Source organism: Streptomyces sp. DF42 (assembly GCF_058267695.1).
In genome coordinates this window covers 7,763,097-7,786,116 of the sequence record NZ_CM177859.1, presented here as the reverse complement: position 1 = coordinate 7,786,116, position 23,020 = coordinate 7,763,097, and the positions used below count along the sequence as shown (strand labels likewise).

General features: G+C 69.9%; 18 protein-coding genes, 3 pseudogenes and 1 riboswitch. Of the genes and pseudogenes, 7 read left to right on the top strand and 14 right to left on the bottom strand.

Annotation, left to right across the window (positions count from 1 at the left end; translation table 11 throughout):
- The first annotated feature begins 37 nt into the window (after window positions 1–37).
- Window positions 38–609: pseudogene (locus ACYUED_RS35660) on the top strand (GNAT family N-acetyltransferase).
- A 38-nt stretch (window positions 610–647) separates the two neighbouring features.
- On the opposite strand, the gene ACYUED_RS35655 reads toward ACYUED_RS35660, so the two are convergent.
- Window positions 648–1,106, bottom strand: a complete 459-nt coding sequence (locus ACYUED_RS35655; RefSeq protein WP_491288713.1) for a MarR family winged helix-turn-helix transcriptional regulator — start codon at window positions 1,104–1,106, stop codon at window positions 648–650.
- 110 nt (window positions 1,107–1,216) lie between these two features.
- On the opposite strand from ACYUED_RS35655, the gene ACYUED_RS35650 reads away from it, so the two are divergent.
- From ACYUED_RS35650 to ACYUED_RS35640, 3 genes are all read left to right on the top strand, one after another.
- Window positions 1,217–2,299 (top strand): substrate-binding domain-containing protein, encoded by a 1,083-nt coding sequence (locus ACYUED_RS35650; RefSeq protein WP_491288712.1) that lies wholly within the window; start codon window positions 1,217–1,219, stop codon window positions 2,297–2,299.
- Between the two features lie 547 nt (window positions 2,300–2,846).
- On the top strand, window positions 2,847–4,544 hold the full coding sequence (locus ACYUED_RS35645) for a purine-cytosine permease family protein (protein ID WP_491288711.1): 1,698 nt from the start codon (window positions 2,847–2,849) through the stop codon (window positions 4,542–4,544).
- Between the two features lie 522 nt (window positions 4,545–5,066).
- The gene (locus tag ACYUED_RS35640) at window positions 5,067–5,696 is read left to right on the top strand and encodes a DUF5134 domain-containing protein (protein ID WP_491288710.1); all 630 of its coding nucleotides are present in this window, start codon (window positions 5,067–5,069) and stop codon (window positions 5,694–5,696) included.
- A 589-nt stretch (window positions 5,697–6,285) separates the two neighbouring features.
- On the opposite strand, the gene ACYUED_RS35635 is transcribed toward ACYUED_RS35640, so the two are convergent.
- From ACYUED_RS35635 to nicT, 4 genes are all read right to left on the bottom strand, one after another.
- Window positions 6,286–6,501, bottom strand: a complete 216-nt coding sequence (locus tag ACYUED_RS35635) for a heavy-metal-associated domain-containing protein (protein ID WP_491288709.1) — start codon at window positions 6,499–6,501, stop codon at window positions 6,286–6,288.
- Window positions 6,502–6,892: 391 nt separating this feature from the next.
- On the bottom strand, window positions 6,893–7,480 hold the full coding sequence (locus tag ACYUED_RS35630; RefSeq protein ID WP_491288708.1) for a copper resistance CopC family protein: 588 nt from the start codon (window positions 7,478–7,480) through the stop codon (window positions 6,893–6,895).
- The gene (locus tag ACYUED_RS35625) at window positions 7,459–7,701 is read right to left on the bottom strand and encodes a hypothetical protein (RefSeq protein ID WP_491288707.1); all 243 of its coding nucleotides are present in this window, start codon (window positions 7,699–7,701) and stop codon (window positions 7,459–7,461) included. The genes ACYUED_RS35630 and ACYUED_RS35625 overlap by 22 nt, the downstream gene beginning before the upstream one ends.
- A 707-nt stretch (window positions 7,702–8,408) precedes the next feature.
- The gene (gene nicT / locus ACYUED_RS35620) at window positions 8,409–9,530 is read right to left on the bottom strand and encodes a Nickel transporter NicT (RefSeq protein ID WP_491288706.1); all 1,122 of its coding nucleotides are present in this window, start codon (window positions 9,528–9,530) and stop codon (window positions 8,409–8,411) included.
- Window positions 9,529–9,738: riboswitch (cobalamin riboswitch) on the bottom strand. It overlaps the preceding gene by 2 nt.
- 79 nt (window positions 9,739–9,817) lie before the next feature.
- Between nicT and ACYUED_RS35615 the strand changes: the two genes are divergently transcribed.
- Entirely contained in the window at window positions 9,818–10,177 is a 360-nt protein-coding gene (locus ACYUED_RS35615; RefSeq protein WP_491288705.1) for an ArsR/SmtB family transcription factor, read from the top strand.
- A gap of 310 nt (window positions 10,178–10,487) precedes the next feature.
- Window positions 10,488–10,667 carry a cation transporter gene (locus ACYUED_RS35610; RefSeq protein WP_491288704.1) on the top strand — a complete coding sequence of 60 codons (180 nt, stop codon included), beginning with the start codon at window positions 10,488–10,490 and terminating at the stop codon, window positions 10,665–10,667.
- Window positions 10,668–10,835: 168 nt separating this feature from the next.
- Here the strand turns inward: ACYUED_RS35610 and ACYUED_RS35605 are convergent, their stop codons facing one another.
- From ACYUED_RS35605 to ACYUED_RS35565, 9 genes and pseudogenes are all read right to left on the bottom strand, one after another.
- Window positions 10,836–11,462 carry a sigma-70 family RNA polymerase sigma factor gene (locus tag ACYUED_RS35605; protein ID WP_491288703.1) on the bottom strand — a complete coding sequence of 209 codons (627 nt, stop codon included), beginning with the start codon at window positions 11,460–11,462 and terminating at the stop codon, window positions 10,836–10,838.
- A gap of 162 nt (window positions 11,463–11,624) precedes the next feature.
- Window positions 11,625–12,287 (bottom strand): hypothetical protein, encoded by a 663-nt coding sequence (locus tag ACYUED_RS35600; RefSeq protein WP_491288702.1) that lies wholly within the window; start codon window positions 12,285–12,287, stop codon window positions 11,625–11,627.
- Between the two features lie 112 nt (window positions 12,288–12,399).
- On the bottom strand, window positions 12,400–12,852 hold the full coding sequence (locus tag ACYUED_RS35595; RefSeq protein ID WP_491288701.1) for a hypothetical protein: 453 nt from the start codon (window positions 12,850–12,852) through the stop codon (window positions 12,400–12,402).
- A 67-nt stretch (window positions 12,853–12,919) separates the two neighbouring features.
- On the bottom strand, window positions 12,920–13,441 hold the full coding sequence (locus tag ACYUED_RS35590) for a copper chaperone PCu(A)C (RefSeq protein WP_491288700.1): 522 nt from the start codon (window positions 13,439–13,441) through the stop codon (window positions 12,920–12,922).
- A complete protein-coding gene (locus ACYUED_RS35585; protein WP_491288699.1) occupies window positions 13,438–15,678 on the bottom strand; it encodes a heavy metal translocating P-type ATPase in 2,241 nt (746 codons plus the stop codon). The genes ACYUED_RS35590 and ACYUED_RS35585 overlap by 4 nt, the downstream gene beginning before the upstream one ends.
- 557 nt (window positions 15,679–16,235) lie before the next feature.
- A complete protein-coding gene (locus tag ACYUED_RS35580; RefSeq protein ID WP_491288698.1) occupies window positions 16,236–20,750 on the bottom strand; it encodes a hypothetical protein in 4,515 nt (1,504 codons plus the stop codon).
- 2 nt (window positions 20,751–20,752) lie between these two features.
- Complete coding sequence (locus ACYUED_RS35575) at window positions 20,753–21,196, bottom strand: trypco2 family protein (RefSeq protein ID WP_491288697.1); 444 nt, start codon at window positions 21,194–21,196, stop codon at window positions 20,753–20,755.
- A gap of 156 nt (window positions 21,197–21,352) precedes the next feature.
- Entirely contained in the window at window positions 21,353–21,655 is a 303-nt protein-coding gene (locus tag ACYUED_RS35570) for a hypothetical protein (protein ID WP_491288696.1), read from the bottom strand.
- Window positions 21,656–22,601: 946 nt separating this feature from the next.
- Window positions 22,602–22,721: pseudogene (locus ACYUED_RS35565) on the bottom strand (HipA family kinase); the annotation flags it as partial.
- Between the two features lie 107 nt (window positions 22,722–22,828).
- Here ACYUED_RS35565 and ACYUED_RS35560 point away from each other — a divergent pair.
- Window positions 22,829–23,004, top strand: a pseudogene (locus ACYUED_RS35560) (bile acid:sodium symporter family protein); the annotation flags it as partial.
- Window positions 23,005–23,020 lie beyond the last annotated feature (16 nt).

The window sequence follows — 23,020 nt, the reverse complement described above, 5'->3', positions numbered from 1 at the left end:
TACGTCGGGTGGCTACCGCGCCGGCAGGTACCGCCCGATGACCACGGATATCCGCGTCTTCCGCGGCAAGGACCTGCCGGAGCACACCGAGGCCCTGCACTCCGTCTACGTGGAAGCGTTCTGCTCTCCGCCCTGGGACGAGGGCGAGGAGAAGGGCTGTCGAGTTCGTGGGCCGTCTGCCGGTGAACGTACGCAGACCCGGCTTCACCGCCGCCCTCGCCTTCGAGGGCTCGGAGGTCATGAGGTTCGCGACCGCGTGGACCCCCCTCTCTCCCTTCCCCACGGACCGCTGCTATCCGCAGGCGGCTGCCGGACTGGGCACCGAACGCGCCGTGGAGTGGCTGACGGGGCCCGGGAGATCGACGAACTGGCCGTGCGCCCCGACGCCAGGGGAACGGGCCTCGCCGGCGATCTGCTCGCGGCGGTCACGGAGGAGCCCCCGAGGGCCGTTGCTGGCTGCTGACCTCCGTCCGGTCTCCCCGGGCGATGTCCTTCTACCGCCGCCAGGGCTGGGCGCAGGTGACCCACCCCTCCCCCGACGGCAAGGGCATCGCCGTCTTCCCGGGCCCGCGCCACCCGGCCCGCACGCTGGCTGCGCTCCCCGTCTGAGCACGCGCGAGCCTCCGCATCGGCCGAGGCGGAGACACTCAGCCCTGCGGCCGACTTGGCGCTACGGCAGGCAGCCCGTCCGCAGTCGCCGTGAGCACGGACAGCAGCCGGGCGAGTTCTCCCTGGTCGTCCACGGCATCGAGGAGCCGGGCCTGGTCGGCCTGGACGCGGCGGGCGGCGCGGTCGTGGAGGATGCGACCCCGGGCGGTCAGGTACAGCAGAACGCGGCGACGGTCATCAGGATCGGGGCGACGGTAGACCAGGTTGCCGGCGACCATGCGGTCCACGAGCTTGGTCAGACTGGGCGCCGGCATGAGGACATGCCCGGCAATCCCGGTCATCGGATGGCCCCGACCGTCGACGACGGCCGACAGGACACGCCACTCCTCCACCGAGCAACCCTCCTCCGCCAGCACCCCCACCAAACGCTGCACCAGGCGTCGCTCGGCATGGCTGAGCAGGTGGGCGAGGTCCGGCGAGGAGGGTTCGGACGGCATTGCCGGTGTCCTTCCACTAGGTCTACTGTTCGGGCAGATTACGAGCCTCCGCGAGGGCGCCGGGGCCCGGACCGGGATCCGCGCGCCCGATGCCCTCACGGAGGTGGTCTGTGCAGCCGGTGCCGCCCAGAGGGAACGGTGAAGCGAGCACCGCGCTGGTCGTGGCCCTGGTCGTGCCGTTGCAAGGGCCGGCGGGAGTCTTCGGCCCTTCGTGCGAGCTGGCTGCGCAACTGGCCATGGAAGAGCTCAACGCCGCGGGCGGTGTGCTGGACCGGGAGGTCCGGCTCGTCACGGTGGACGGCGGGGGACCGCCCGAGCAGGTGGCCGCCGAGGTCGAGGCCCTGGTGTCGCTGCGCGCCGTCGACGGAGTGCTGGGCTGGCACACCTCGGCGGTGCGCCAGGCACTGCTGCCGCGGATCGCCGGCCGTGTGCCCTACGTCTACACCGCCCAGTACGAGGGCGGCGAGCGCACCCCCGGAATCTTCCTGACCGGCGAGACCGACGCCGCTCAACTGCTCCCGGCGATGCGGCTGCTGGCCGAGGCCACCGGCGCGCGGCGCTGGTGCACGGTGGGCAACGACTATGTGTGGCCGCGCGTGACCGCCCGTACCGCGCGCCGGTATGCCCGGGCCTGTGGCGGCCTGGTGCGGGACGAGGTCTTCGTGCCGCTGGGGACGCACGACTTCGCGCCGGTGCTGCGCCGGATCGAGCGGAGCGAGGCCGACGCGGTGCTGATGCTGCTGATCGGGGACGACGCTGCCCGCTTCAACCGGGCTTTCGCCGCATACGGCCTGCACCAGCGGTGTCTGCGCCTGAGCACCCACATGGACGAGAACATCCTGCTGGCCACCGGCGCCGAGGCCACCGACGGGCTGTGGGCGACGGCCGGGTACTTCGAGACCCTCGCGACCGCCGAGAGCCTGGACTTCAGCGCCCGTTACGCGGCCCGGTTCGGGGTGCACGCACCCGTCGTGGGGAGTCTGGGCGAGTCGTGCTTCGAAGGGGTACGGCTGCTGGCGGCACTGGCCGAGCGCGCACGGTCGCTGGAGGTGCGGGCGATGTGCGCGGTGGGAGACGCGGTGTCCTACGAGGGGCCGCGGGGCGTGCTGCGGCTGGACGGCAACCATCTCGCCCAACGGCTGTATCTGGCCCGGGCGGACGCCTTCGACTTCCACATCGTCGCCCAACTCTGACCCCCCGCCCTTCAGTTGGCGCCGGTCAGCACACCCAGCAAGTTGCTGTTCTGCGAGGCCGTTGACAATACCCTGCCACGGAAATACTTTCTATGGGAAGTATCAAGCGAGGCAGGTGCAGGCATGTCGCCATCCACGACCGCGCCGCACTGGGCACCCGCTATCCCGCATCCCCACCGGGAGGCGCGAGACGGGCACCGACGAAGCCGTCGTCAGAACGTACGCAATCACGGAATTCCCCTGTCTGCCTAAACAGCCCCCGCTCGCCCGACCCTTCGGCAGGGAATTACTGCCGGAGTCCGCGTGGCCCACTCAACCGCAGCCCCGGACTGCAACAAAGCGACCAGCTCAGGGGCATACCAGGACACCCGGAACGGCCTTCTTCAATTCTCGCCGTCCTATTTTCTACGCGCGTCACATAAAGGCCCGTTAAAGACCTTGCTTTTAAAGGACGCGAAACGCTCAAGAAACACTGGGACCTGACTCTTCCGTGAAAACACCCGGGGTCATCCGGGTTGTGGCCCTGCGTGCGGAAGAGGGAAGCGTCGTGACGGAGATCGTCGACAAGGAAGCGCCACCGGCGAGTGCGGGCGGCCGGACGTACAACAACTGGGCGCAGAACGACACGTTGGAGGACTACTCGCTGCGCTACGCGCCGAAGTCCTTCCGCCGCTGGACGCCCTATGTGGTGGCCACGACGGCGCTGGGCGGCATCGCGTATCTCGCGGACTTCGCCATCGGCGGCTCCATCGCCATCTCCAACGGTTTCTCCAGCGCGATGGTGGCCATCCTCGCGGCGGCGGTGGTCATCTTCCTGACCGGCATCCCGATCTCGTACTACTCGGCGAAGTACTCCATCGACATGGACCTGCTGACCCGGGGTGCCGGCTTCGGCTATCTCGGCTCGACCCTCACCTCGGTGATCTACGCCAGCTTCACCTTCATCTTCTTCGCCCTCGAGGGCTCGATCATGGCGCAGGCCCTGGAGCTGGGGCTGCACATCCCGCTCGCCGTCGGGTACTTGATCTGTTCGCTGATCATCCTGCCGCTGGTGATCTACGGCATGACGGCGCTGTCCAAGATGCAGGTGTGGACGCAGCCGGTCTGGCTGGTGCTGATGGTCGCGCCGTTCGTGTCCATCGCCATCCAGGAGCCGCGCAAGTTCTCGCAGTTCACGCACTTCGCCGGCAACTCTCCCACCGGCTCCAGCATCAGCATGCTCGGCATCGGCGCGGGCGCGGGCGTGGCGCTGTCACTGATCGCGCAGATCGGTGAGCAGGTCGACTACCTGCGCTTCATGCCCGACAAGACGCCGGAGAACTCGAAGAAGTGGTGGGGCGCCGTGCTCAGCGCGGGACCGGGCTGGGTGGTGCTCGGTGCGGCCAAGCAGATCGGCGGGGCCTTCCTCGCCTTCTACATCGCCGGCAGCGTCGGGCTGAGCAAGGCCAACGAGCCCATCCAGCAGTACGTGCACGGCTTCAAGACCTTCGCCGCGCCCGTCGCACTGGGCCTGGCCACGTTCTTCGTGATCCTCTCCCAGATAAAGATCAACTCGACGAACGCGTACTCGGGTTCACTGTCCTGGTCGAACTTCTTCTCCCGGCTGACCCACCGGCACCCCGGCCGCGTGGTCTACATCTTCCTCAACGTCGGCATCGCCCTGGCCCTGATGGAGGGCGGCGTCTTCGGCTTCCTCAACACGGTGCTGGGCTTCTACTCCAACGTGGCCATCGCCTGGATCGGCGCGGTCGTCGCCGACCTCGTCATCAACAAGCCGCTGAAGCTCAGCCCCTCGTACATCGAGTTCAAGCGGGCCCACCTGTACAACTTCAACCCGGTCGGCTTCGGCTCGATGCTCATCGCCTCGGCCGTCTCCATCGCCGCGTACTTCAACGCCTTCGGCGACTACGGCAAGGCGTACTCCCCGTTCATCGCCCTGTTCCTGGCCATGGTGCTCTCGCCGCTCTTCGCGGTGCTGACCAAGGGCAAGTACTACATCGCCCGCGTCGACGACCTGGCGGAACCGCTGCTCGGCAGCGACGGCCTGCCGTCGGCGGTCACCCTCACCTGCACCGTGTGCACCACCGACTTCGAGCGGCCCGACGTGGCCAACTGCTCCTTCCACTCCGGGGCGATCTGCTCCCTGTGCTGCAGCCTGGAGAAGGACTGCCACGACTCCTGCAAGAGCGGTGCCGGCGCCGGGCCGGTCGCCCTCGCCATGCCCACCGTCCGATCCGTGGACTGACCACCCACCCTCATGCGTGTTCGTACGCGGCTCCGGCCCGCGCCCTTCGGCACGGGCCGGAGCCGATATCGTCAGGCGTCACTGCCAGTTCTACTCCTACTGGGATGTGGACAACGGGCAGGGAAGCTGCGCCCGTTGTCCGGACCCCAGGGCTCGCTCTGCTGCTGTCGAGCCTGAACTGTCAGGAAAGGGCCGTCTGGCCGTTATCGCCCGCGCGCTGATGCTGTAGGTGTCCCAAGCGGGCGTCACCGCCGCAGCTCTACACCAGGTCACGGCCGTGCCCCTGTGCCACCCGAGGTGCACCTCCGCTCAGCTCGCGCGCACCGCCCGGTGTGATCGCTTCCATACCCAGGCTCATGGAACTCATACAGGTGCTGCCCCGACTCCTGTTGTGGCCGTACGCCAGGTCGGTTTCTCACCTGGTGCGCACGGCCCTGCATCTGTTCGTCGGCGCCCTGCGGCGCCCTGGAGTTGGGTGGTCCGGTGATTGCCGCGAGCGGGCTTCGTTGGGTACTGAGTCTGATGTTCGCCGTGTCTGTCGTGTACGGGGTGTGGAGGACGGTGTCGCCCCGGACCGGCATCGCGGAACGGGTGGATCACGCCCTGCACGCGGCCATGGCGGTGCTGATGATCGCGATGGCCTGGCCGCGGGGTATGGACCTGCCGGCCGTTCCGCAGGTCGTGCTGTTCTGCGTCGGCGCCGTGTGGTTCGTCGCCGCCGCTCCGTTCCGTGCGCAAGACGGAACCCGTGGTCGGGCCGTGTTCGCCTCCCTCCCGCACGTGGTGATGATGGCCGCCATGGCGTGGATGGTGGCGGCGATGGCCTCCTCCGGGAGGACGTCCGGCGGCACCGGCTCGGACGGGGCGCATGACATGGCCGGAATGGACATGTCGGGTGGTTCGGGGCTCGCCTCCACGAGGCTGACCGGGGCGGGCCCCGTCGCCACGGCGATCCTGCTCGCGATCGTCCTCGGCGGGCTCGGGCTCGTCTGGTTGACCCGTGCGCTGGACCGGGCACGGAACAGGCACGCAGAGGAGCGGCGGCCGGAGGACGGCTGCGTGGCTCAGGCGGCACCCTCCGGTGCCCTGGCCCCCGCGTGTCATGCCGCGATGGCGCTGGGGATGGCGGTCATGCTCGCCCTGTTCGCCTAAAGGTGACCGGCTCGCGGGTGACGCGGTTCCGCCCGAACCGGGGCTCGCCCCGCCCCGCTCTCAGACACCGTGCCGCAGAAGCCTGTCGGTCCGCTGTTGTCCGGGGCCCGGCATGGGGAGGTAACCGTCGGGCCATCCATGGCCGGACGCGGCGGGCGGGACAGCGGCAGGGAAACAGGGGTGGGATTCCGTGGCCGAAGCACTCGGCAGGCAGGGGACCGTCACGGACGGGGCGTGGCCCTGGGAGCGGCCGGTCGTTCATGCACGCAGATGGACAGCTGTAGGCCAACGCCTGATCAAGGTGTGGTCTCTGTCCGTGCTGACCACGGTGGTGCTCGGCGCGGGATACGCCTGGTTGGGCTCCTTCGTCGGAGGCATGCCGGGGGCTCTGGTCGGTGCCGTCGCGGGGTTGGTGACTAGCGGGGGGCTGCACATCGCGGCGAACCGGGCAGTCTCGGGCCCGCGCGGACACCGTCCCGTTCCCGGGCCCAGGGGTCCTGGCGCGTACTGACACAAGCCCGTTGCGAAGCCCTCACGCTCGGCCGTCGAGGCCGGGGACCGTCTGACGGCCGAGCGCGGAACACGTGTTTCAGGCCGCGGCGGTCTCGGCGACCTCGTACCCCGCCTCCACGATCGCCGCCCGCAGTCGTGCGTCGCCCAGGTCCGCGCCACTGACGGCGACCGATCCCGCCGTGACGTCGACGTTCACGTCGGTGACGCCGGGGACCTGGGAGACCTCTTCGGTGATGCTCGCGGCGCAGTGCTCACAGGTCATGCCGGTGACGAGGTACTGCTTCTGTGCCATGGCCCAACTCCTGGGTGCTGGTGAGGCTTTCATGTGCCTCTTGATACGAATGCACCAGTTCACGCGTTCATCCGGTGCCGTCCACCACTGAGTCGGGGTGCCGACTCGGCGAGTTCCCGGCTGTGGCGACTGCCACTCTCCCGGAGCAATACATATAGGGAGCGGGACGCGGAGGTCCCCGCCCCGGCCCGTGCGCTGTCAGCCCGCTGTCGTGCCGCGATGACGGCACCCGGGCCACGATGGAATTCGCCTTCCCGAGCGTGGCCCGGTCTGTGCCTGCCGACCGCCACGTCGCCATGCCCCGCCCGGTGCGGGCGGCGGCCGGCGGGCTCAGAGAGTCCGTCGCCGAGGCCCGGACTCCCGCCCGGAGTACGGGAGTCCGGACGCAAGGTCACTCGCCGATGCCCCCTTCCAGGGTTCTGCGGCGTCTCAGCGCGCGGGCGGCGAGGAATCCCCCGCCCGCCACCGCGGCGAACGCCCCCGCGAGAGCGGCGGTCGCGGTGGTACGGCTCATGCCCGCAACGGTGTCCGAGCCTCTCGTCTCTGGGGCCGGCAGGCTCAGGTCCGCGCAGGCCGCCGGGGTGCTGGCGGGTTTGGCGCCGTCGGCGGCCTCGAACTGGTAGGCGTTGGACTGGGCGTCCCCGTCTCCCGCGGTGAGGGGGTAGATGAGGGTGATGACGCCCTTGGGCAGCGGGGACACTGCGGCACAGGCCGTGGTGGTGTCGGTGACGACCGGCCGTCCGACCGGGATGTCGTTGCCGTCCGGCCCGACCACCCTGATCTCCGGTGCGATTCCGGTGGTCAGGTTGTCGAACGTCAGCCTGACTACCTTGGTCCCGGCTGCGACCGTGGCTCCGGGTGCCGGTGCGGCGTTCTTGAGAGCGGTGTGGGCCTGTGCGGGTGCGCCGCCGAGGAGCAGCAGCGCACCCGCGCACGCGACGGGTGCGGCCGACGCCGTCAGAAGTCGAAGTCGGCGCATGCGATCCGGTTGTCCTGTGCCTCGTGGGGGTGGACGACGATGGCGACCGCGTCCTTGCCGGTCTTGCGGGAGTTGGTCACCGTGGTCATGCCCATACCGGACTTGTCGGCGGTGAACATCAGGTGGATCTCGTTCGGGGGCATGGTCGGGCCGCCCTTGTCGAACTGGAAGTGGCTCCCGCCGTTGTCCGCTGAGCAGTGCTGGGCGTGCAGATGGGCCATGTAGACGTGCCCCGCTTTTGAGGCCGGTCAGGGAGACGGTGACGGTGGTGCCCTTGGTGCCCTGGGCGAGCCAGGCCGTGCCCTTGACGTCGTTCATGCCAGGCGGGCGGGTGTCGAGCATCTTGAAGGTGCCCTTCACCACCTTCGCTCCGGGCAACTTGTAGGCGGGGGTGGCTGAGGGGTCCCCCATCGCCTTGTCGGACATGCCCTGCATGCCGTGGGCGGAGGACGAGGCGGAGGCTCCGCTGTGGGCGGATGCATGGCCGGCCGAGTCTCCTCCGCAGCCGGTGAGCAGGACCGTCAGGGTGGTCGTGAGGAGGGCGCCGAAGGCCAACCGGGATGTTCGGCGCGCAGGTTGAGGCGCCCGGGACCTGCTCGCTCTTCGGCAGTAGCACGACTTGCCCTATATTAGTCGGTCGCACCGGTCGCGTAGTTCCCGCCCCAGCCACGGCTCATCGCCCGCTACGAACGCGACCCCGGGCCGCAGAACTCTGCATGGCCACGAGCGACCGCTCCCGGACGCCCAGCAAGGACCCGGCAGCGAGCCCGGCTCGAACCCGGCGGCCTGCGTACCGCCGGGGACCCACTCCTCACCTGGGCACGAGCGCTACCACCGCGCCCTGCCCGGGGAAGCCACTCCTCCGCAGGGTGTTCCCGCTCCTCGCCGACGCGGACACGCGGCCCGACAGTGGAACACGCGTCGAGTGTCAGCCGCCCTCGGCGAGACGGGCGGCCCACTTCTGCTCCACCTTGGCCAGGCGCCAGTACGCCAGCGCCGCCGCCCACACGACCAGGAACAGGCCGACGATGATGTAACCGACGTTGTCCAGGTCCAGGCCGGCGATCCAGCCGGTCACCGCGTCGCGCAGATCGAGCTTCTCGTGCAGCACCCCGACCAGTTCGATCGTGCCGACGAAGAAGGCCACCGCGATGGACAGGCCGGTGATGGTGAGGTTGTAGAACACCTTGCGCACCGGGTTGGAGAACGCCCACTGGTAGGCGAAGTTCATGAAGGTGCCGTCGAGCGTGTCGAACAGGCTCATGCCCGCCGCGAAGAGGAGGGGCAGGCACAGGATCGCGTACCACGGCAGCCCGGCGGCTGCGCCGTTGCCGGCCAGGGCGAGAAGCAGGACCTCGGTCGTGGTGTCGAAACCGATCCCGAACAGGAAGCCGAGAGGGAACATCTGGCCGGGTCGACGGATGGACTTGGTGAGACGGCCCAGGAGGCGGTTCATGAAGCCGCGCGAGTCCAGGTGCGCCTCCAGCTCCGTCTCGTCGTAGCGTCCGGCCCGCATCGCCCTGAAGACGCGCACGATGCCGAACAGCGCGGCGAGGTTGAGGGCGGCGATGAGGTACAGGAAGCTGCCGGAGACCGTGGTGCCCACGGTGCCGAGCACCTGGTGGGTCCGGGAGTTGTCGTTCATCAGGGTGCCGGCGAGCTGCGTGCCTCCGGCGACCAGCGCGGCCATGACGACCACCACGCTGGAATGCCCGAGCGCGAACCAGAAGCCGACCGACACCGGCCGCTTGCCGTCGGCCATCAGCTTGCGCGTGGTGTTGTCGATCGCGGCGATGTGATCGGCGTCGAACGCGTGCCGCATGCCCAGCGTGTACGCGGTCACCCCGAGGCCGATCCCGAACGCCTTGGAACCGACCTCGTAGTGCCCCGGCACGACGAGAAGGAACAGGATGCCGAACGCCACGACGTGCAGCGCGGCGATCACCGCCAGCAGTCCGGCGGTACGGACGGTGTCCTCGCGCCGCCAGCGAAATTGGGCAGGCCCGGTGGGCAGGGTCATACGGTCACGCTCCAGCACCTCGTGGATCATTTCGTGAAGTGCCGTGGCCGGTCTCCTGGCTTACGGGTGCGCGCGTGTCCGTCCCGGCCTTCCCGTTCGCCGGGCGGCGAACAGTGACCATGCACGACTGGGACGGAAACTCCCCGATCACAGTGGCGAGGGCCGCGCCGGCCTGAATCCCCCGATTGGCGAAGGACTGTCACCGGTCTTCCCGAACACCACGGCCCGCCCACCGTACTGGCGACCACTCACGCCTGCATAGCTGCGCATTAACGCAGGTATTCAAGATCACATCGGCTACCTGCGAGGATGCCCTCATGCATCTCGTCCCCGCCGAACGCGCCGACCGTCGCACCATCGACGGGCACCGTGTCTGCGACGCCATTGCCGCCATCGGTGAGCCCGACCACGTCCGCGCCTGGGCTGAGCGGTTCTCCCTGCTCGCCGACCCCGGACGCCTCGCTCTCCTGATAGCTCTGCGTCAGACGGGCCCTCTCGCCGTCTCGGACCTCGCGATCGCGACCGGCATGAACGACCCCGCCGTCTCCCAGGCCCTGCGGCTCCTGCGCGCCGCCGGCATCGTCGCTGGCGAGAAAAACGGGCGGGTGGTCCGCTACCGGATCGTCGACCCGATCGCCGCCGACCTGCTGAAACACTGCATGGCCGAGGGCGGCTAAGCCTCGACGGCCTTCCGGCTGGCCCGCTGTCATCGGATCCCGCCCAGGCCATGCGCCCGGAACGGGGCCACCTCAGAGGGCTCGCGGGCCGCCTGCGGAGGTGCCTGAACGGCCCGGGCCGGGGTTGCCAGGCCACTCCAGGTGGACCCTTTCGACGTCGTATCGGCGGGTCGCCATTCCGGCCGCCTCCTCCTCCACCTGTCTTCGAGCTCCGTCTCTCCGACTCATGTAGCGACGAGGCCCCACGTAACACCGCCCCTGCGCATCGGTAAGCCTCCCCAAAGCCTCACCGGCATCCAGGAGTTGTGCCATGGCCCAGAAGCAGTACAGCGTCATCGGAATGAGCTGCGAGCACTGCGCTGCAACCATCAGGGAAGAGGTCTCCGAGGTGCTGGGGGTGAGCGAGGTCGTGGTCGAAGTCGGCCGCAAACCGGGCACCGTGCACGGCGTGGATCTCGACCACGGGCGGCTGCGGGAGGCGATCGTTTAGACGGGCGTCGGCGACTCGGTCGCCGCCCGAGTACTCGAAGAGGCCGGGCTGGACACCGTGATCCGTCACCGACTGCATGGGCGCCAAGACCCCCTTCTCCACCGCCCCGAATGAGGTGCTGCCGAGAGTGTCGGGACGGACCGCCCCAACACCCCGGTAGGAAGCGGCTTAGACCACCGCCAGCTCGGCGGGCTCCTCCGCTTCCTCCAGCAGGTCCATCAGGCTGGCCCTGGCACGGGCCACGCGGGAGCGGACCGTGCCGATCGGGCAGTCGCTGACCTCGGCGGCCTCCGCGTAGGGCAGGCCGACCATCTGCGTGAGGATGAACGCCTCGCGGCGCTCCTCGGGGAGTGCCGCCAGGAGGTCCAGCAGCGCGACGCCGTCGTCGAAGCCGGGCAGGTCGCACGGCTGGGACAGCTCGACGGCCAACTGCCAGTCCGGCACGTCGGACAGGCGCGGGCGAGCGGCGACGTACCGGTAGCTGTCGATGACGGCCCGGCGGGCGATGGACAGCAGCCACGTGCGCGCCGAGGAGCGGCCCTCGAAGCGGTGCAGGCTGCCGAGCGCGCGCAGGAACGTGTCCTGGGCGAGGTCGTCCACAGCCTGTGGGTCGGCGCACAGATGGGCGACGTAGCGCTGGACGTCCCGCTGCAGGGCGCGCACGAACTGCTCGACCGCGTCGGCGTCGCCGCTCCGGGCGGCGAGTGCGCAGGCCGTGATCGACTCGTCGAGGGCTGCCGTTTTGTCACCTTTACCGCTTTGGGTGCGCGAGGTGGGCAGTGCGGAGGTAATCACCTGGTGTCCTTCTCGGGATCCTTGATCCGGGCCGGGGCGCACGAGGGCGCGGGCGGTCCGGTGAGTGGGGAGACGGCCTACGGCACGAGCGCTACGGCGCTGGTGCGGTCGTACGGCCGTGGCCCGAGGCGCGCATGGGCAGCCTCGGGAAGCCGGCTGTCGTCAGGCGACAGCCGTCCCCACGGGAGGGCCCCGAGAGGTGATCGCGTGGACGAGCAGGAGGAGACGCGGCGCCGGGCCCGAGGGGCGGCGCCGCAGGTGCGGGCGCGGGCGCTCCGGGGTGGCTGGCAGGGCCAGCAGCAGCCGTAGCGGTACGGCCAGCCATCCGGCAACGGCCCGCAGGATGCGGAAGGCGGCCTTCTCGCCGTACGCCAGCCACAGCCCGCACAGCAGCGCGGCGAGCAGGTGGGCGGCGAGCATGCCCGACGACGAACCGCCGGACGCCGCGTGACCCATGTGATCCATGTGGGCCATGTCCATCGAGTCCATGGAGCCCATGTGCATCGACCCCATATCCATGGAGCCCATGCCGCTCATGTCCATGGAGGCCGACGCCCCGGACGCCTCGGTGGTCCACTGCGCGAAAGAGAACGCCTCGTGCAGTGCAGCCTGGGCGGCGACCACGGCCGCCACGATCAACGGCAGCCCACGCTCCCGCCCCGCCAGACACCAGCCCACGCCACCGGTGACAGCCGCCCCGGCGGCCAGCGCCCAGGCGGGCACGTCGCTCCCGGACATCAGGATGTGGCCCAGGGCGGCGAGCAGCACACAGACGGCCGCGAACACCGCGGCCCTTAGCGTGCGAGAACACCACCCTGCTGTCATGGCGCCTCATCCTTGCATCCGGGCGTCGCTCGTCAGGTGGGGGTACGGATATCCACAGGTACCCCCACTCAATCCGCAGCGTGTGATCCAGGCCACTGAAATGGGCGGGAACTCAGCGGGACTTCGGCCCGACGTTTCCTTGACCGTGGGCGTGTGCGGGAGTCGGTGGGTGCTCCGTGTGGAGGGTCGCGCGCGGCCACAGCGTCAGAGCGAACAGCACCAGTGGAGGACCGGTGCCGGGGTCGGTGGCGTGGCCGGTGAGGAGTCCGCCGAGGTCCCGGCCGAGGAGGCCGGTGGCGACCGCCAGCGCAATGCCGGCCGTCGTACTCCACCGTCGCCGCGGGTCCGGGCAGGCCCATGTTTGCCATGCCCAGCGTGTCCACCAAGAAGCCCCGGGTGAACATGGAGGCTGGAACTGCAGCGCCCCGTCCACCAGCCACAGCGCTCCCAGCGCGATCTCCACTCCGCGCCGTGTCACCCCCAGCGTGCTGCTCGGATGCCGGAGGGCAAAGTCCTGGATCTGCCGGTGGTCGACGGTCATGAGCCGGTACCTCCGATCGCTCATCCCACCCATGTATACGAGCGGGAAGCGCCGGATATTCACTTTTGTGGGGTTTGTATGGACCCGCTGATCACGAGGCCCGACCGCTCGGGCGGATCACCACCGCAATCGTCCTGATCGGCTTGTTGTGCTCGAAGTGCAGCGTGAACGACACGAGGTCACCCGCCCGCCACCCCGCCTTGGGCTGCAGAGTCACGTCCAGGCCCTGCGGCGACATGGACAGCTCACCGCCCGCCCGGATGGCAACCGAAGTCACGCTCTCCCGGGTGGCAGCCGCGCTCCCGGCCATGCGATGACGGGTGAGTTCGGCCCCGCCCGGGGCCGCGGGCGTCGTCACGCCGACCAGCCGATCGTCCGCGCCGCCCAGATTCATCACGTCGAAGAAGGCCGCGGTCTCCGTGCTGTTCCCATACGGCAGGAACACCCGCCCGTTCGACACGGCGATCCGGGCCGGGCTGCCCGCCTTCCCGGCCGTCACCCATGTCGTCAGGCCCCCGAGAGCGAGGCTGAACGCGGCGACGGGCGCGATGGCGGCGAGCAGGCTGTCGGTGAGACGGCGTCGAGTCGGCCGCCAGAGGTTCTGAGGGTTCATCGGGTACGCCTCCGGGCGGGCGAGGGCTGCCAGCCGCGCAGCCGCAGGCTGTTGCAGACCACCAGCACCGAACTGGCCGACATCGCAGCCGCGGCCACCATCGGATTCATCAGGCCGACCATGGCCAGCGGCACGGTGACGACGTTGTAGCCGAACGCCCACACGAGGTTGGCGCGGATCGTGCCCAACGTGCGCCGGGCTAGGCGGACCGCGTCCGCGAGCGCCTCGATGTCCCCGCGTACGAGGGTGACGTCGGCTGCCCCGATGCCCACGTCCGTGCCGGTGCCCATGGCGATCCCGAGGTCGGCGCCGGCCAGGGCGGCGGCGTCGTTCACGCCGTCGCCGATGACCGCGACCCGGTACCCCTCCACCTGCAGATCCCGTACGAGGTCGGCCTTGTCCTCGGGGGTGCAGCGGGCGTGCATCTCTTCGATGCCCAGGGCCTTCGCGACAGCCTGGGCGGGCGCCTCCCTGTCACCGGTGGCGAGTATCGGACGTACACCGAGTCGCCGCAGCCGGTCCACGGCCCGGTAACTGCCCGGTCGTACGACATCCCCGACCTCGATGAGGGCCTCGGCATTGCCGTCCACGTACACCAGCACCGGGGTATGGGCCGCGGCTTCTGCCACCGACAGTCCGGCAGGCAACTCGTCTTCCGGAGCGAGTACTTCGACGAGGTGCTCGTCGACCCGGCCCTGCACACCCCGCCCCGGCAGCGCGCTGAACTCGCCCACCCCGGGAAGCTGTTGATCCAGCTCCCGCCGGGCGTACGCGGTGATGGCCCGCCCCAACGGATGCTCCGAGCCCTGCTCCACGGCTCCCGCCAGCCGCAGTACGGCCTCCCGGCCGAGACCGTCCGGTACAACGGTGACCCGGGCGACACTCATATGCCCGGAGGTGAGCGTGCCGGTCTTGTCCAGCACCACGGCGTCGAGGTCCTGGAGCCCCTCCAACGCCTGCGGACCCGTGACGAGCACGCCCAGTTGGGCGCCGCGCCCGGTCGCGGCCATCAGCGCGGTCGGCGTCGCGAGCCCGAGGGCGCACGGGCAGGCCACTACCAGCACGGCCACGCACGCCGTGATCGCCGCCTGCGGATCGGCACCCGCGCCGAGCCAGAACCCGAGCGCCGTGACGGCCAGCGCCAGCACGACGGGCACGAAGACTCCGGCCACCGTGTCCGCCAGCCGCTGCGCCCGCGCCTTTCCCGCCTGAGCCTCGGTCACCAGTCGGGTGATCCGCGCGAGCTGGGTGTCGGCGCCGACCGCGGTGGCCCGCACCAGCAGCAGTCCACCGGCGTTGACGGCCCCGCCGACCACGGCAGAGCCGGGGCCGACCTCGACGGGTTCGCTCTCTCCGGTGACAAGAGCCAGATCGACCGCCGAACTCCCCTCCATCACCTCACCGTCGGTGGCGACCCGCTCCCCCGGGCGCACAACGAAGACCTGCCTGACCCCCAACTCCTCAATAGGTACGAGCCGTTCGATGCCGCCCTCCCGTACGGCGACTTCCTTGGCGGCGAGTTGGGCGAGCGACCGCAGCGCCGCCCCGGTCCCACGCCGGGCCCGCGCCTCCAGGAACCGGCCGGCCAGCACGAACAGCGGTACGCCGACGGCCGCTTCGAGGTAGATGTGCGCGACACCGTCGGAGGCGGAGGGCACCAGACTGAACGGCATCCGCATGCCGGGATCCCCTGCGCCACCGAGGACCAGCGCGTACGCGGACCAGGAGAAGGAGGCGACCACCCCGAGGGAGACCAGGGTGTCCATGGTGGCCGCCGAGTGCCGCAACCCCCGTACCGCCCGCGCATGGAAGGGCCAGGCGCCCCACACGGCGACAGGCGCGGTGAGCACGAAGCAGAGCCACTGCCAGTTGCGGAACTGCAAGGCGGGCACCATCGACAGCACGAGCACCGGCAGCGCGAGCAAGGCGGTGATCAGCAGCCGGTCGCGTTCCTGCCGAGCGCCCTCGGCCTCGCCGCCGTCCTCCGGTGGCCGTTTCTTGGGTGGCTCGGGCAGCGCGGCGGTGTAGCCGGCCTTCTCCACGGTCTCGGCGAGTTCCTGCGGGCTGATCTCCGCCGGATGGCTCACCCGGGCCCGCCCGGTGGCGAGATTGACGGTCGCCGTGACGCCGTCCAGCTTGCCGAGCTTCTTCTCGACACGTCTCACACAGGCCGCGCAGGTCATTCCGCCGACGGTCAGGTCGGTGGTCACCAAGGCGGTCACGGATTCCGCGCCCATCAGCGGCCTCCCTCGTGCGACCCGCCCATGTCCATGTCGCCCATGTCGGTGCCGCCGCCCCCACCGCCGCCGACGGTGCCCGTTCTGCTGCCGTGCATGCCGGGCGCCACCGGACCGGCGGCGGCACCGACGGCGTACGACGTCCTGACGCATGTCGTCGCGGACCGTGACGCCGGTGGTCGGGGCCTGGTCGCGCCACCAGTCCTGCACGATGTCCCGGACCGAGGCGGCCTGCGGCGCTCTACTCAGGGCTTGCCGTACGGCGTCCGCCGCGTTTCGCCGGACCACGCTCGCGGCGTCGGGTCCAGGGTCGGCGGCCATGCGGCGCAGGAGCGAGCCGGGCCCGATGCGCGTGTCGTCGAGAACGTATCGACTTCGGCTCCGTGTCGGCTTTCGTGCTGGAGTGCGGCAACTCCGACGGTCTGTCCGTGAAACTCACCGGCAGCCTCAGCCTGAAGCTGGAGAACGTCCAGGCGCACGTCGAGGTCCGCAATGCTGAAGGGGCCGCCGTCGGGGGCGGACCGACGGAACGCCAGCCTGTCTGGACCGAGTCTCTCTCAGCGCGACCCGGCCGAGATGAAGGTGACCCCGTCCTCGGTGAACAGAGCAACCCCTTCGCCCGGGCAGGGCAGCACATGGCGGATGCGTGCGCCGGCGTCATAGCTCTCGTGGTCCTTGTACAGGACGGGAGCGAGTTCCTGCGGCTCCGGGCGCGTGATCCGGCCGCTGAGCTCGTCGGGCCGTTCCTGCGTGGTCTCTTCCTCCCACTCCAGGGAGAATCCCGTCAGCAGGCTGCCACTGACGGCGTAGAAGCGTCCGGGCTCGGAGTCCTCCGCGGCGACCACCTGGTCCACCCGGCGGTCCAGCTGGAACACGCTTCCCGCGATACGGGGCGATCGTGGTCGGCGCCACCAGCGGCGCCGTACAGGCTCGGGGTCGGTCGCGGCGGTCGGCAGGAGGTGGACTTCCAGCGCGGTGCCGGGTGTGGGATAGGTCCGTTCTCGCGCGCGAAGGGCCGTCATGTGGCCGTCGGCGTTGATAACGGCGTCCGAGTCACGTAGCGCATTGGGGATCGCGTACCAACTGCCGTCCGCCTCTGGTGGGAGCAGGTGGATCGGCGTGGCCTCCGACCGGTCCGTCGAGACCATCCGCCATGCCCGGCCACTGCCCAGCCTGCGGCTGTCCGCGGGCGGGATACAGAGGTAGGGGCCGCGGCCGGCGAAGGCGTACAGGGATTCCGGCTCTGCCCCTTCGGGACAACTCACCGGGGTGAACGTGTCGGAGGCTGTGTCCCACAGCAGGTCGGGTCCCTCGTCGACCGTGAGGTACAGCAGGTCCGCTGCCCCCAGGGCGTGCACGCCGGCGACTTGTCCGGGATGCCCGATCGACATGCGGCGTACGGTTGTGGGCTGTTCGGGGTCCCAGAGCAGCACGGACGGGCTGCCCTGATACAGGTCCATGGCCAGCTTGTTGTGGAAGGCGAGGACCACGAGACGTCTTTGGATCACGGCCCAGTCGATGGCCGTCACCTCGTCGGGCGAGACGGGGATGTTCCAGGGCCGGGCAAGTCGGGCGCCGGAGCGCGCGTCGATCAGGGTCGCCGTCCGCTTGTGGTTCAGGTGCCCCTTGTACGGGGTGGTCACGAGGAGGACGGGCCGTCCTCGGTGTGTTCCCGACCGGCCTGGGACGCCCATCAGCGGCTCGGGGATTTCGGGTTCTTTGGGGTACGCCCTCCGCGTGCCCAGCACACGGTTGATGTCGTCTGTAGTCATTTGGAAGGGAAACAGGTCTGGAGCGTAGGGGGCCGCTTTGCGCAGGCGTAGTCGCTTTTTCTCAATGCCCAGCGTGTGGGGTTCGCCGTGCACGGTGAGTTCCACGGCGCCGGGGCGCAGTTGGCAGGGCGGGCCGAGCCGGGTGCCGGTGTGCGGGTCCCGCTCGTAACGTTCCCGCCCGGAGGAAAGGAAGAGCCGTCGGCGGCCGTCGAACTCTTCCGTCCATGCGGACTCGTAAATCGGGTATCTCTCCCAGCGGTTGCGACGCGTCTTTCGGTAGTCCGGGTTCGTGTCCAGGACCTCGCCCGTGAGGGGGTCCCACAGGTCAATCGCGAATTCGTCGTCGGTCATGGTGTCCCGCAACCGGAAGCCCGCCATGGCCTGCTCCTGCGGGCGGTCCTCGCGGTCGAGCAGGACGAGGGAGGCGAGTCCGCCGGCCACCTCCCAGGCAGAGAGGGTGGTCCCGTCGCCCAGTGCCCTGCACTGGACGCGCCCGTACGACAGACATACCACTGCGGGCTCTCCCCGCACCGTGGTGAGGGCCAGGCCGTTCAGCGGCAGTGCGTCGATGTGTTCGGGTGTGTGCAGGGGCTGTGGTGAGTCGGCGTCGAGGTCGAAGCAGTACAGGCGATCGGTCCATGTCGCGACCACTGCGACGGTGCTGTCGCCGATACGGCCGAGGGCGCAGTGCCGTGCAGACTTCTGTGCGCCGTGATCCTCCTCCTGGTCGAAGAGGAGATCGGGAGACAGGTGCTCGCCGTCATCCATCGACCAGCGCCTCAATCGGTCACCGGTGCGGTAGACGAGGAGTGCTTTCCCGCTGGTGTTGGTCACCGAGCCGAGGAGGTGGCCGGCCTCTGCCCGGCCCGCCGGCACAAGGTCGCCGATGGGGGACCGTGATTCCAGATCGAACACCTGGAGGAAGTCCTGGTGGTGCCGGCTGCCGAGCACGACGCAGACGGGCTGCCCGAGCCACGAGAGTGCGATCACATCACGGGGGCCGCCTTCGAAACCGGTGGGCAGTTCGTCGTCGAGGATGAGTCTGCGACGGCTCCAGCGGGTGGCGCGGCGCGGTGGGCAGCAGCAATCGTTAAGCCGGTCCGCGAGCGTATCGGCGCCGCTGCGGCGGGCCGCGGCCTGAAGGATCTGTGCCCGGACCGTGGCCGGGGTGTTGCGGGGCAGTGCCGTCGTGGCCCGCAGCGCCTGCGCGGTGCGCGGGACGTCCGTGTGGTTGACCGCGGCCAGCAGGGCAGTCTGGTCGCTGTGCAGGAGGAGCCCGGGGTCATCCAGCAGCGTGTGCAGGGTCTGCGTCGACCGCGCGTGGGTGGTGAGGTGGTCGAGGGCGTAGCGGGGCGCTGCGTGCCAGTCGCGTGTCGCGCCGTTCCAGGGCACCGCACCGATCAGCGCTTGGGCGATCGCCTCGTGGGCGGCCTCCGCGTCGTGCCCCTTCGCCAGCCAGTCGGCTAGGGCGGTGTGGGAGAGACGGAAGGTCGTGTCCCCCGCCGCGTCGTTCACCGTGGTGGGCACGAGGTAGTCGCCCACGAGACGGAGCAACTCCGTTATGTCGTGGGCCGTGTAGCGGCGTCCGCTCAGAGCGGACGCCGCCTGCGGCCACACGTGGGCGGACGACAGACCGGCGCCACGGGCGAAGGCGAGCGGCCGCAGAAGACCCTCCACCCAGGACAGCCGGTCGCCAAGCCGCTCGGCCGCCTCCGCCCTCAGCGCACCGTGGATGCCGTCCTCGGCCAGCCGGCGCCATTCCTCGGTGCCGGGAAGAGCGGTGGAGGGCCGCCGTGCCAGCGCCCTGGCGAGCAGACCGGCCAGCAGGAAGGAAGGCTCGCCCCGATCGGCCACCTGTCCGACGGCCGCGGCGAGCAGGTGCGGCGGAGCGTCGCGCCACACGCTGTCCGGGACGGTATCGGTCAGGTCCTGGCGGACGACGTGCTCCAGTGCCTTCCGGTCCGCGTAGCCCGGGCTGTCCAGGTCGATCGTCGTGAGGTCGGGACGTTCCAGCAGCGGCAGACGGTGCGATCGTGTGCCGATGAGCAGCCGCACCCGGGGCACGTCGGTCTCGATCAGGGGCACGAGTAACGTCCGGCACAACTGCTCGGGCCGGTCCGCCTCGTCCAGTGCGTCGAGCAGTACGACCGGCGCGGCTGCCTCGGCCGGTGCGGGTGCGGGTGCCGTCAGGATGTCGGCGACAGTCTCGGCGTCCACTCCGCAGACGGCGCCCAGTACGCGCGTGACCCTGGCCCGGTCCATCGCGGCCAGGGACAGGTGTGCCGTCAGGACGGGCCCGCCACCCCGTGATGGCGTCGTGCACGTGTGTGGAACGGTCTGCCGTCCGTACTCGTCGTGGGCGAGTGCCGTCTGCCGCAGCAGGGCGGACTTCCCCGAGCCCATTCCGCCCGTGACCACCAAGGCCGTTGCCGTGGCCGTGCCCGGAGCCGGGTGGAGCCATTCCTCGATGCCGCGGATGGCCTCTTCCCGCCCGAAGAAGGCCCCGTGCGGGCCCCCCTGCCGCAGGGTGGTGGCAGCCGGCTGCAGGTATTCCTCGGACAGTTGCCGCAGTTCGTCGGCCGGGGCCGGAGCCTGCGGAGCGGGCGACGCCTCGCTCTGGCCATGTGACCGCCCGTGGTCCGTCAGCGTGCTGAGGCTCGGCGCTCGCCCGCCGTCCGCCTCCAAGTGGCGCACGAACTCGGCGTCCTGGGTGAAGGCGTGCGCCGGTACCGCATGCAGGCGCCGGTCGTCGAAGTGCGCGTCGTCCGTGACGACGACCCCGACCAGGCAGTTCTCGCAGAAGACGGCGGCACCCGACACGCCGGCCCAGTTGCGTCGCTTCTGACGCGGACGCGGAGCGGCGCTCTGGTCCAGGACGAGACCGCTAGCGAGCCCCTGGCCGAAGGCGGGGAGTCGACCGGTGAGGTGCTCGACGCGCGCTACCTCGTCGTCGTAGCGGGCGAAGCTCGGAAAGCCCAGGGCCTGGTAGTCGAGGACTCCCGCGACGGGACGCCCCCAGAGCACCTCGCCCGGCACGTCGACCGGCCAGTCGAGTCGGATCAGCGCGACATCGTGTGCGGTTCCGGACCAGCACAGCTGGCCGGACCGGTGCTGCCGGTCTCCGTAGCCGGGGTGTCCGATGACAACGTCGATGCGCTGGCGTGGCTGCCGGCCTTCAGTGGCGGTGACGACATGCAGAGCGGTGAGCACAAGCCGCGGAGTGAGGACGTAGCCGGAGCCGCTGGCCTGGACGCACTCGGCATCCCCTGCCCGCACGGCGGCCAGGCGGCCCGGATCCACGGCTAGTCCGCCCGTCCCTGCCGGTCCTGCTCCCCATGTGCGGCGGCGCCTGGTTCCCACCGCTCCTTCCTGGTCTCCCGCACCTGTGCGTTGCGACCGCCGAATGCTTCGTCGCGGACCTTCAGCTTGAGCGTGAGTTTGTGGGTGCGGCTGCTGCCGCGTTCCGCGCCGAGATCCGCGCTCAACACGCCGAACGCCAGCTTCACCCCTGGCCTGATGTCCGAACGCAGCTCCAGCAGGAGTTCGAGGGTGGCCTCCTCGATCTCGAACCGCAGCCGTCGCCGCGCACCGGCCTCCTGCGCCGCGTCCAACTCGGCCCGCAGCGTCTCGAGCGCCTCCGCCAGACCACCCGGCTCTCCCTCAGGAGGCTGCCAGATCCCGTCGTCCGAGACCTCTGTGTCGCCCCGGTCGTCTCCGTACGCTTGTCGACGTTCGGCCTCGTACACGGGTCCCCCCTCACACCGCGCGGCAGCAGCCGTCAGCGGGCTCCTTGGCCAGTGTGCGCCAGCCGGACCCGTTCGTGCAGCGGAACGCATCCGTCCTGTTCAGCCCGCCCACGAGAGACGTGGCGCCGCGTGGATACGAGCAGCATTGGCACGCGATCAGGTCCATGCATTCCACGCGGATTCCACGTCGGCGTGCAGGACGAAGCAGGGCTCGGCCGATAACAGGAGTCGGAGACCGGCAGCAGCGCCGACGACGTGGAGGCGGACGTGCGGAGCAAAGTCAATCAGGGAACGGAGGTTCTCCGCCGTGATCCCTTCCTCGCAGCGCAGCCCCTTCACGTTGGGGAAGATCTGTTCAAGATCCTCTCCGGCCCACGTCGCGAGCTGCCGACGCAGCCGGAGCCCGGTCGAGAGTGCTGCGGTCTTGTCCGCTCCAGTCATGTGGTCCGCGCTGCGCATGATGTCGTCGAGCTTCTGGCAGGCACGCGCGGCTGCCCCATGGGAGGGCACTTGAGGCCGGCCCGCGCTTGTGTCGACTATCAGCCCGGTGAGGACCACCGTCAGGGCCAGTGCGCCGGCTGCGGCGAGGACGGCCCGCTGTCCGCGGGAGACCGGCGCGAAACCGGTGAAGATCCGGGTCGGCGTTCTCGCTGCCGTGTCCAACAGGAGCGGACCGCGGCGGCGGTTCCGGCTCCGACGACCGCGACCGCGGCGCCTGCCACCACCGTCCGCAGCAGGCTGTCGCGTATGGCGAAGGGGCGAGGTTGAATCGACAAGGCCCGGGGGCGAGTGCGAGCGCGTCCCAACATCCGCCCGCGACGGCCAACCCGAGGAACACCGCCGTCAAGAGGCACCCGGTCACGAACGCAGCCATCAGTCCGAAGAGGACCGCGGGACGGCCGTGCGCGTGGTGCAGTCGTGCGGTGACGAACGTTGCCACTACCCCTTGCAGCAGCACGGCCGCGATGACCAGCCAAAGCTCGAACACTCCGGCGTAGCCGGGGCTGCCGCGGAGCTCTTCGGGTACACGGAAGTGGATCGACAGGCGGGTACGAGCGTGAAACAGCTGAAAGGCCATTCGTCGTACTGCTCAGCGCCCCGCAAGGGCCCATCGCGGCAGGTCAGGGAGCCACCAAGTCTCTTTGACAACTGACCCGGTGGGAGCTGGATCCGTGCATCGCCCCGCCTCAACGGCAGTTACTCAGTGTGCCCAGGGCAGCGGCGGTTCCGCTATCACCGCTGCCCGCGACGACGACACTCCTTGGGGAGAATCTGGGGAGTATTCGCGCTGCTGGGGAGCGCATGGGGAGGATCGAGCGCATAACACCGCCCGCCCGTGAAAGACGCTGAAAGATTCATCACCGCAGGTCAGTTACGGGAGTAACCGTAACACCGCAGGTCAGCACCCCTGGGTGGACAACTTCACGACGTACGTCCCCAGGTCGTCGGCCTCGACGACTCCGGGGACGGAGCCGCCGGAGCGCAGGGGTTCGATGTAGCGGGTTGCGAGGACCTCTCTCAGCATTTCTTCAGGTCACCCACTCCCCAGCGGTCCGTCAAGGACCGTCCGCCCTTTGCTTCCGGCCTCCGACATGAAGTGAGCATAGTAACCGAGGGTGATCGCGGGCGAAGGCCTGCGGCATGAACAGCAGCAGCGCGAGCGCGGTACTGATCACGACCGCGCTGCCCGAGGAACCCCATCTGCTACTGCCGGTGCTCGCCTACGGGTGTTGCAGAGGACGGCCGCCAACCGGGTCTTCGCCGGACTCGTCCCGCGTCCCCCACAGTGTTCCAGCGGGTCACACTGAGCGGTGGCGGCCGCAC

Coding starts and splice junctions, on each gene's coding strand:
- ACYUED_RS35590 (WP_491288700.1), bottom strand. CDS start 13,441: ATGAACCCTCAGAACCTCTGGCGGCCGACTCGACGCCGTCTCACCGAC.
- ACYUED_RS35610 (WP_491288704.1), top strand. CDS start 10,488: ATGGCCCAGAAGCAGTACAGCGTCATCGGAATGAGCTGCGAGCACTGC.
- ACYUED_RS35600 (WP_491288702.1), bottom strand. CDS start 12,287: ATGACAGCAGGGTGGTGTTCTCGCACGCTAAGGGCCGCGGTGTTCGCG.
- ACYUED_RS35630 (WP_491288708.1), bottom strand. CDS start 7,480: ATGCGCCGACTTCGACTTCTGACGGCGTCGGCCGCACCCGTCGCGTGC.
- nicT (WP_491288706.1), bottom strand. CDS start 9,530: ATGATCCACGAGGTGCTGGAGCGTGACCGTATGACCCTGCCCACCGGG.
- ACYUED_RS35570 (WP_491288696.1), bottom strand. CDS start 21,655: ATGCGCAGCGCGGACCACATGACTGGAGCGGACAAGACCGCAGCACTC.
- ACYUED_RS35625 (WP_491288707.1), bottom strand. CDS start 7,701: ATGGCCCATCTGCACGCCCAGCACTGCTCAGCGGACAACGGCGGGAGC.
- ACYUED_RS35635 (WP_491288709.1), bottom strand. CDS start 6,501: ATGGCACAGAAGCAGTACCTCGTCACCGGCATGACCTGTGAGCACTGC.
- ACYUED_RS35585 (WP_491288699.1), bottom strand. CDS start 15,678: ATGGGCGCGGAATCCGTGACCGCCTTGGTGACCACCGACCTGACCGTC.
- ACYUED_RS35640 (WP_491288710.1), top strand. CDS start 5,067: ATGTTCGCCGTGTCTGTCGTGTACGGGGTGTGGAGGACGGTGTCGCCC.
- ACYUED_RS35595 (WP_491288701.1), bottom strand. CDS start 12,852: ATGAGCGATCGGAGGTACCGGCTCATGACCGTCGACCACCGGCAGATC.
- ACYUED_RS35655 (WP_491288713.1), bottom strand. CDS start 1,106: ATGCCGTCCGAACCCTCCTCGCCGGACCTCGCCCACCTGCTCAGCCAT.
- ACYUED_RS35615 (WP_491288705.1), top strand. CDS start 9,818: ATGCATCTCGTCCCCGCCGAACGCGCCGACCGTCGCACCATCGACGGG.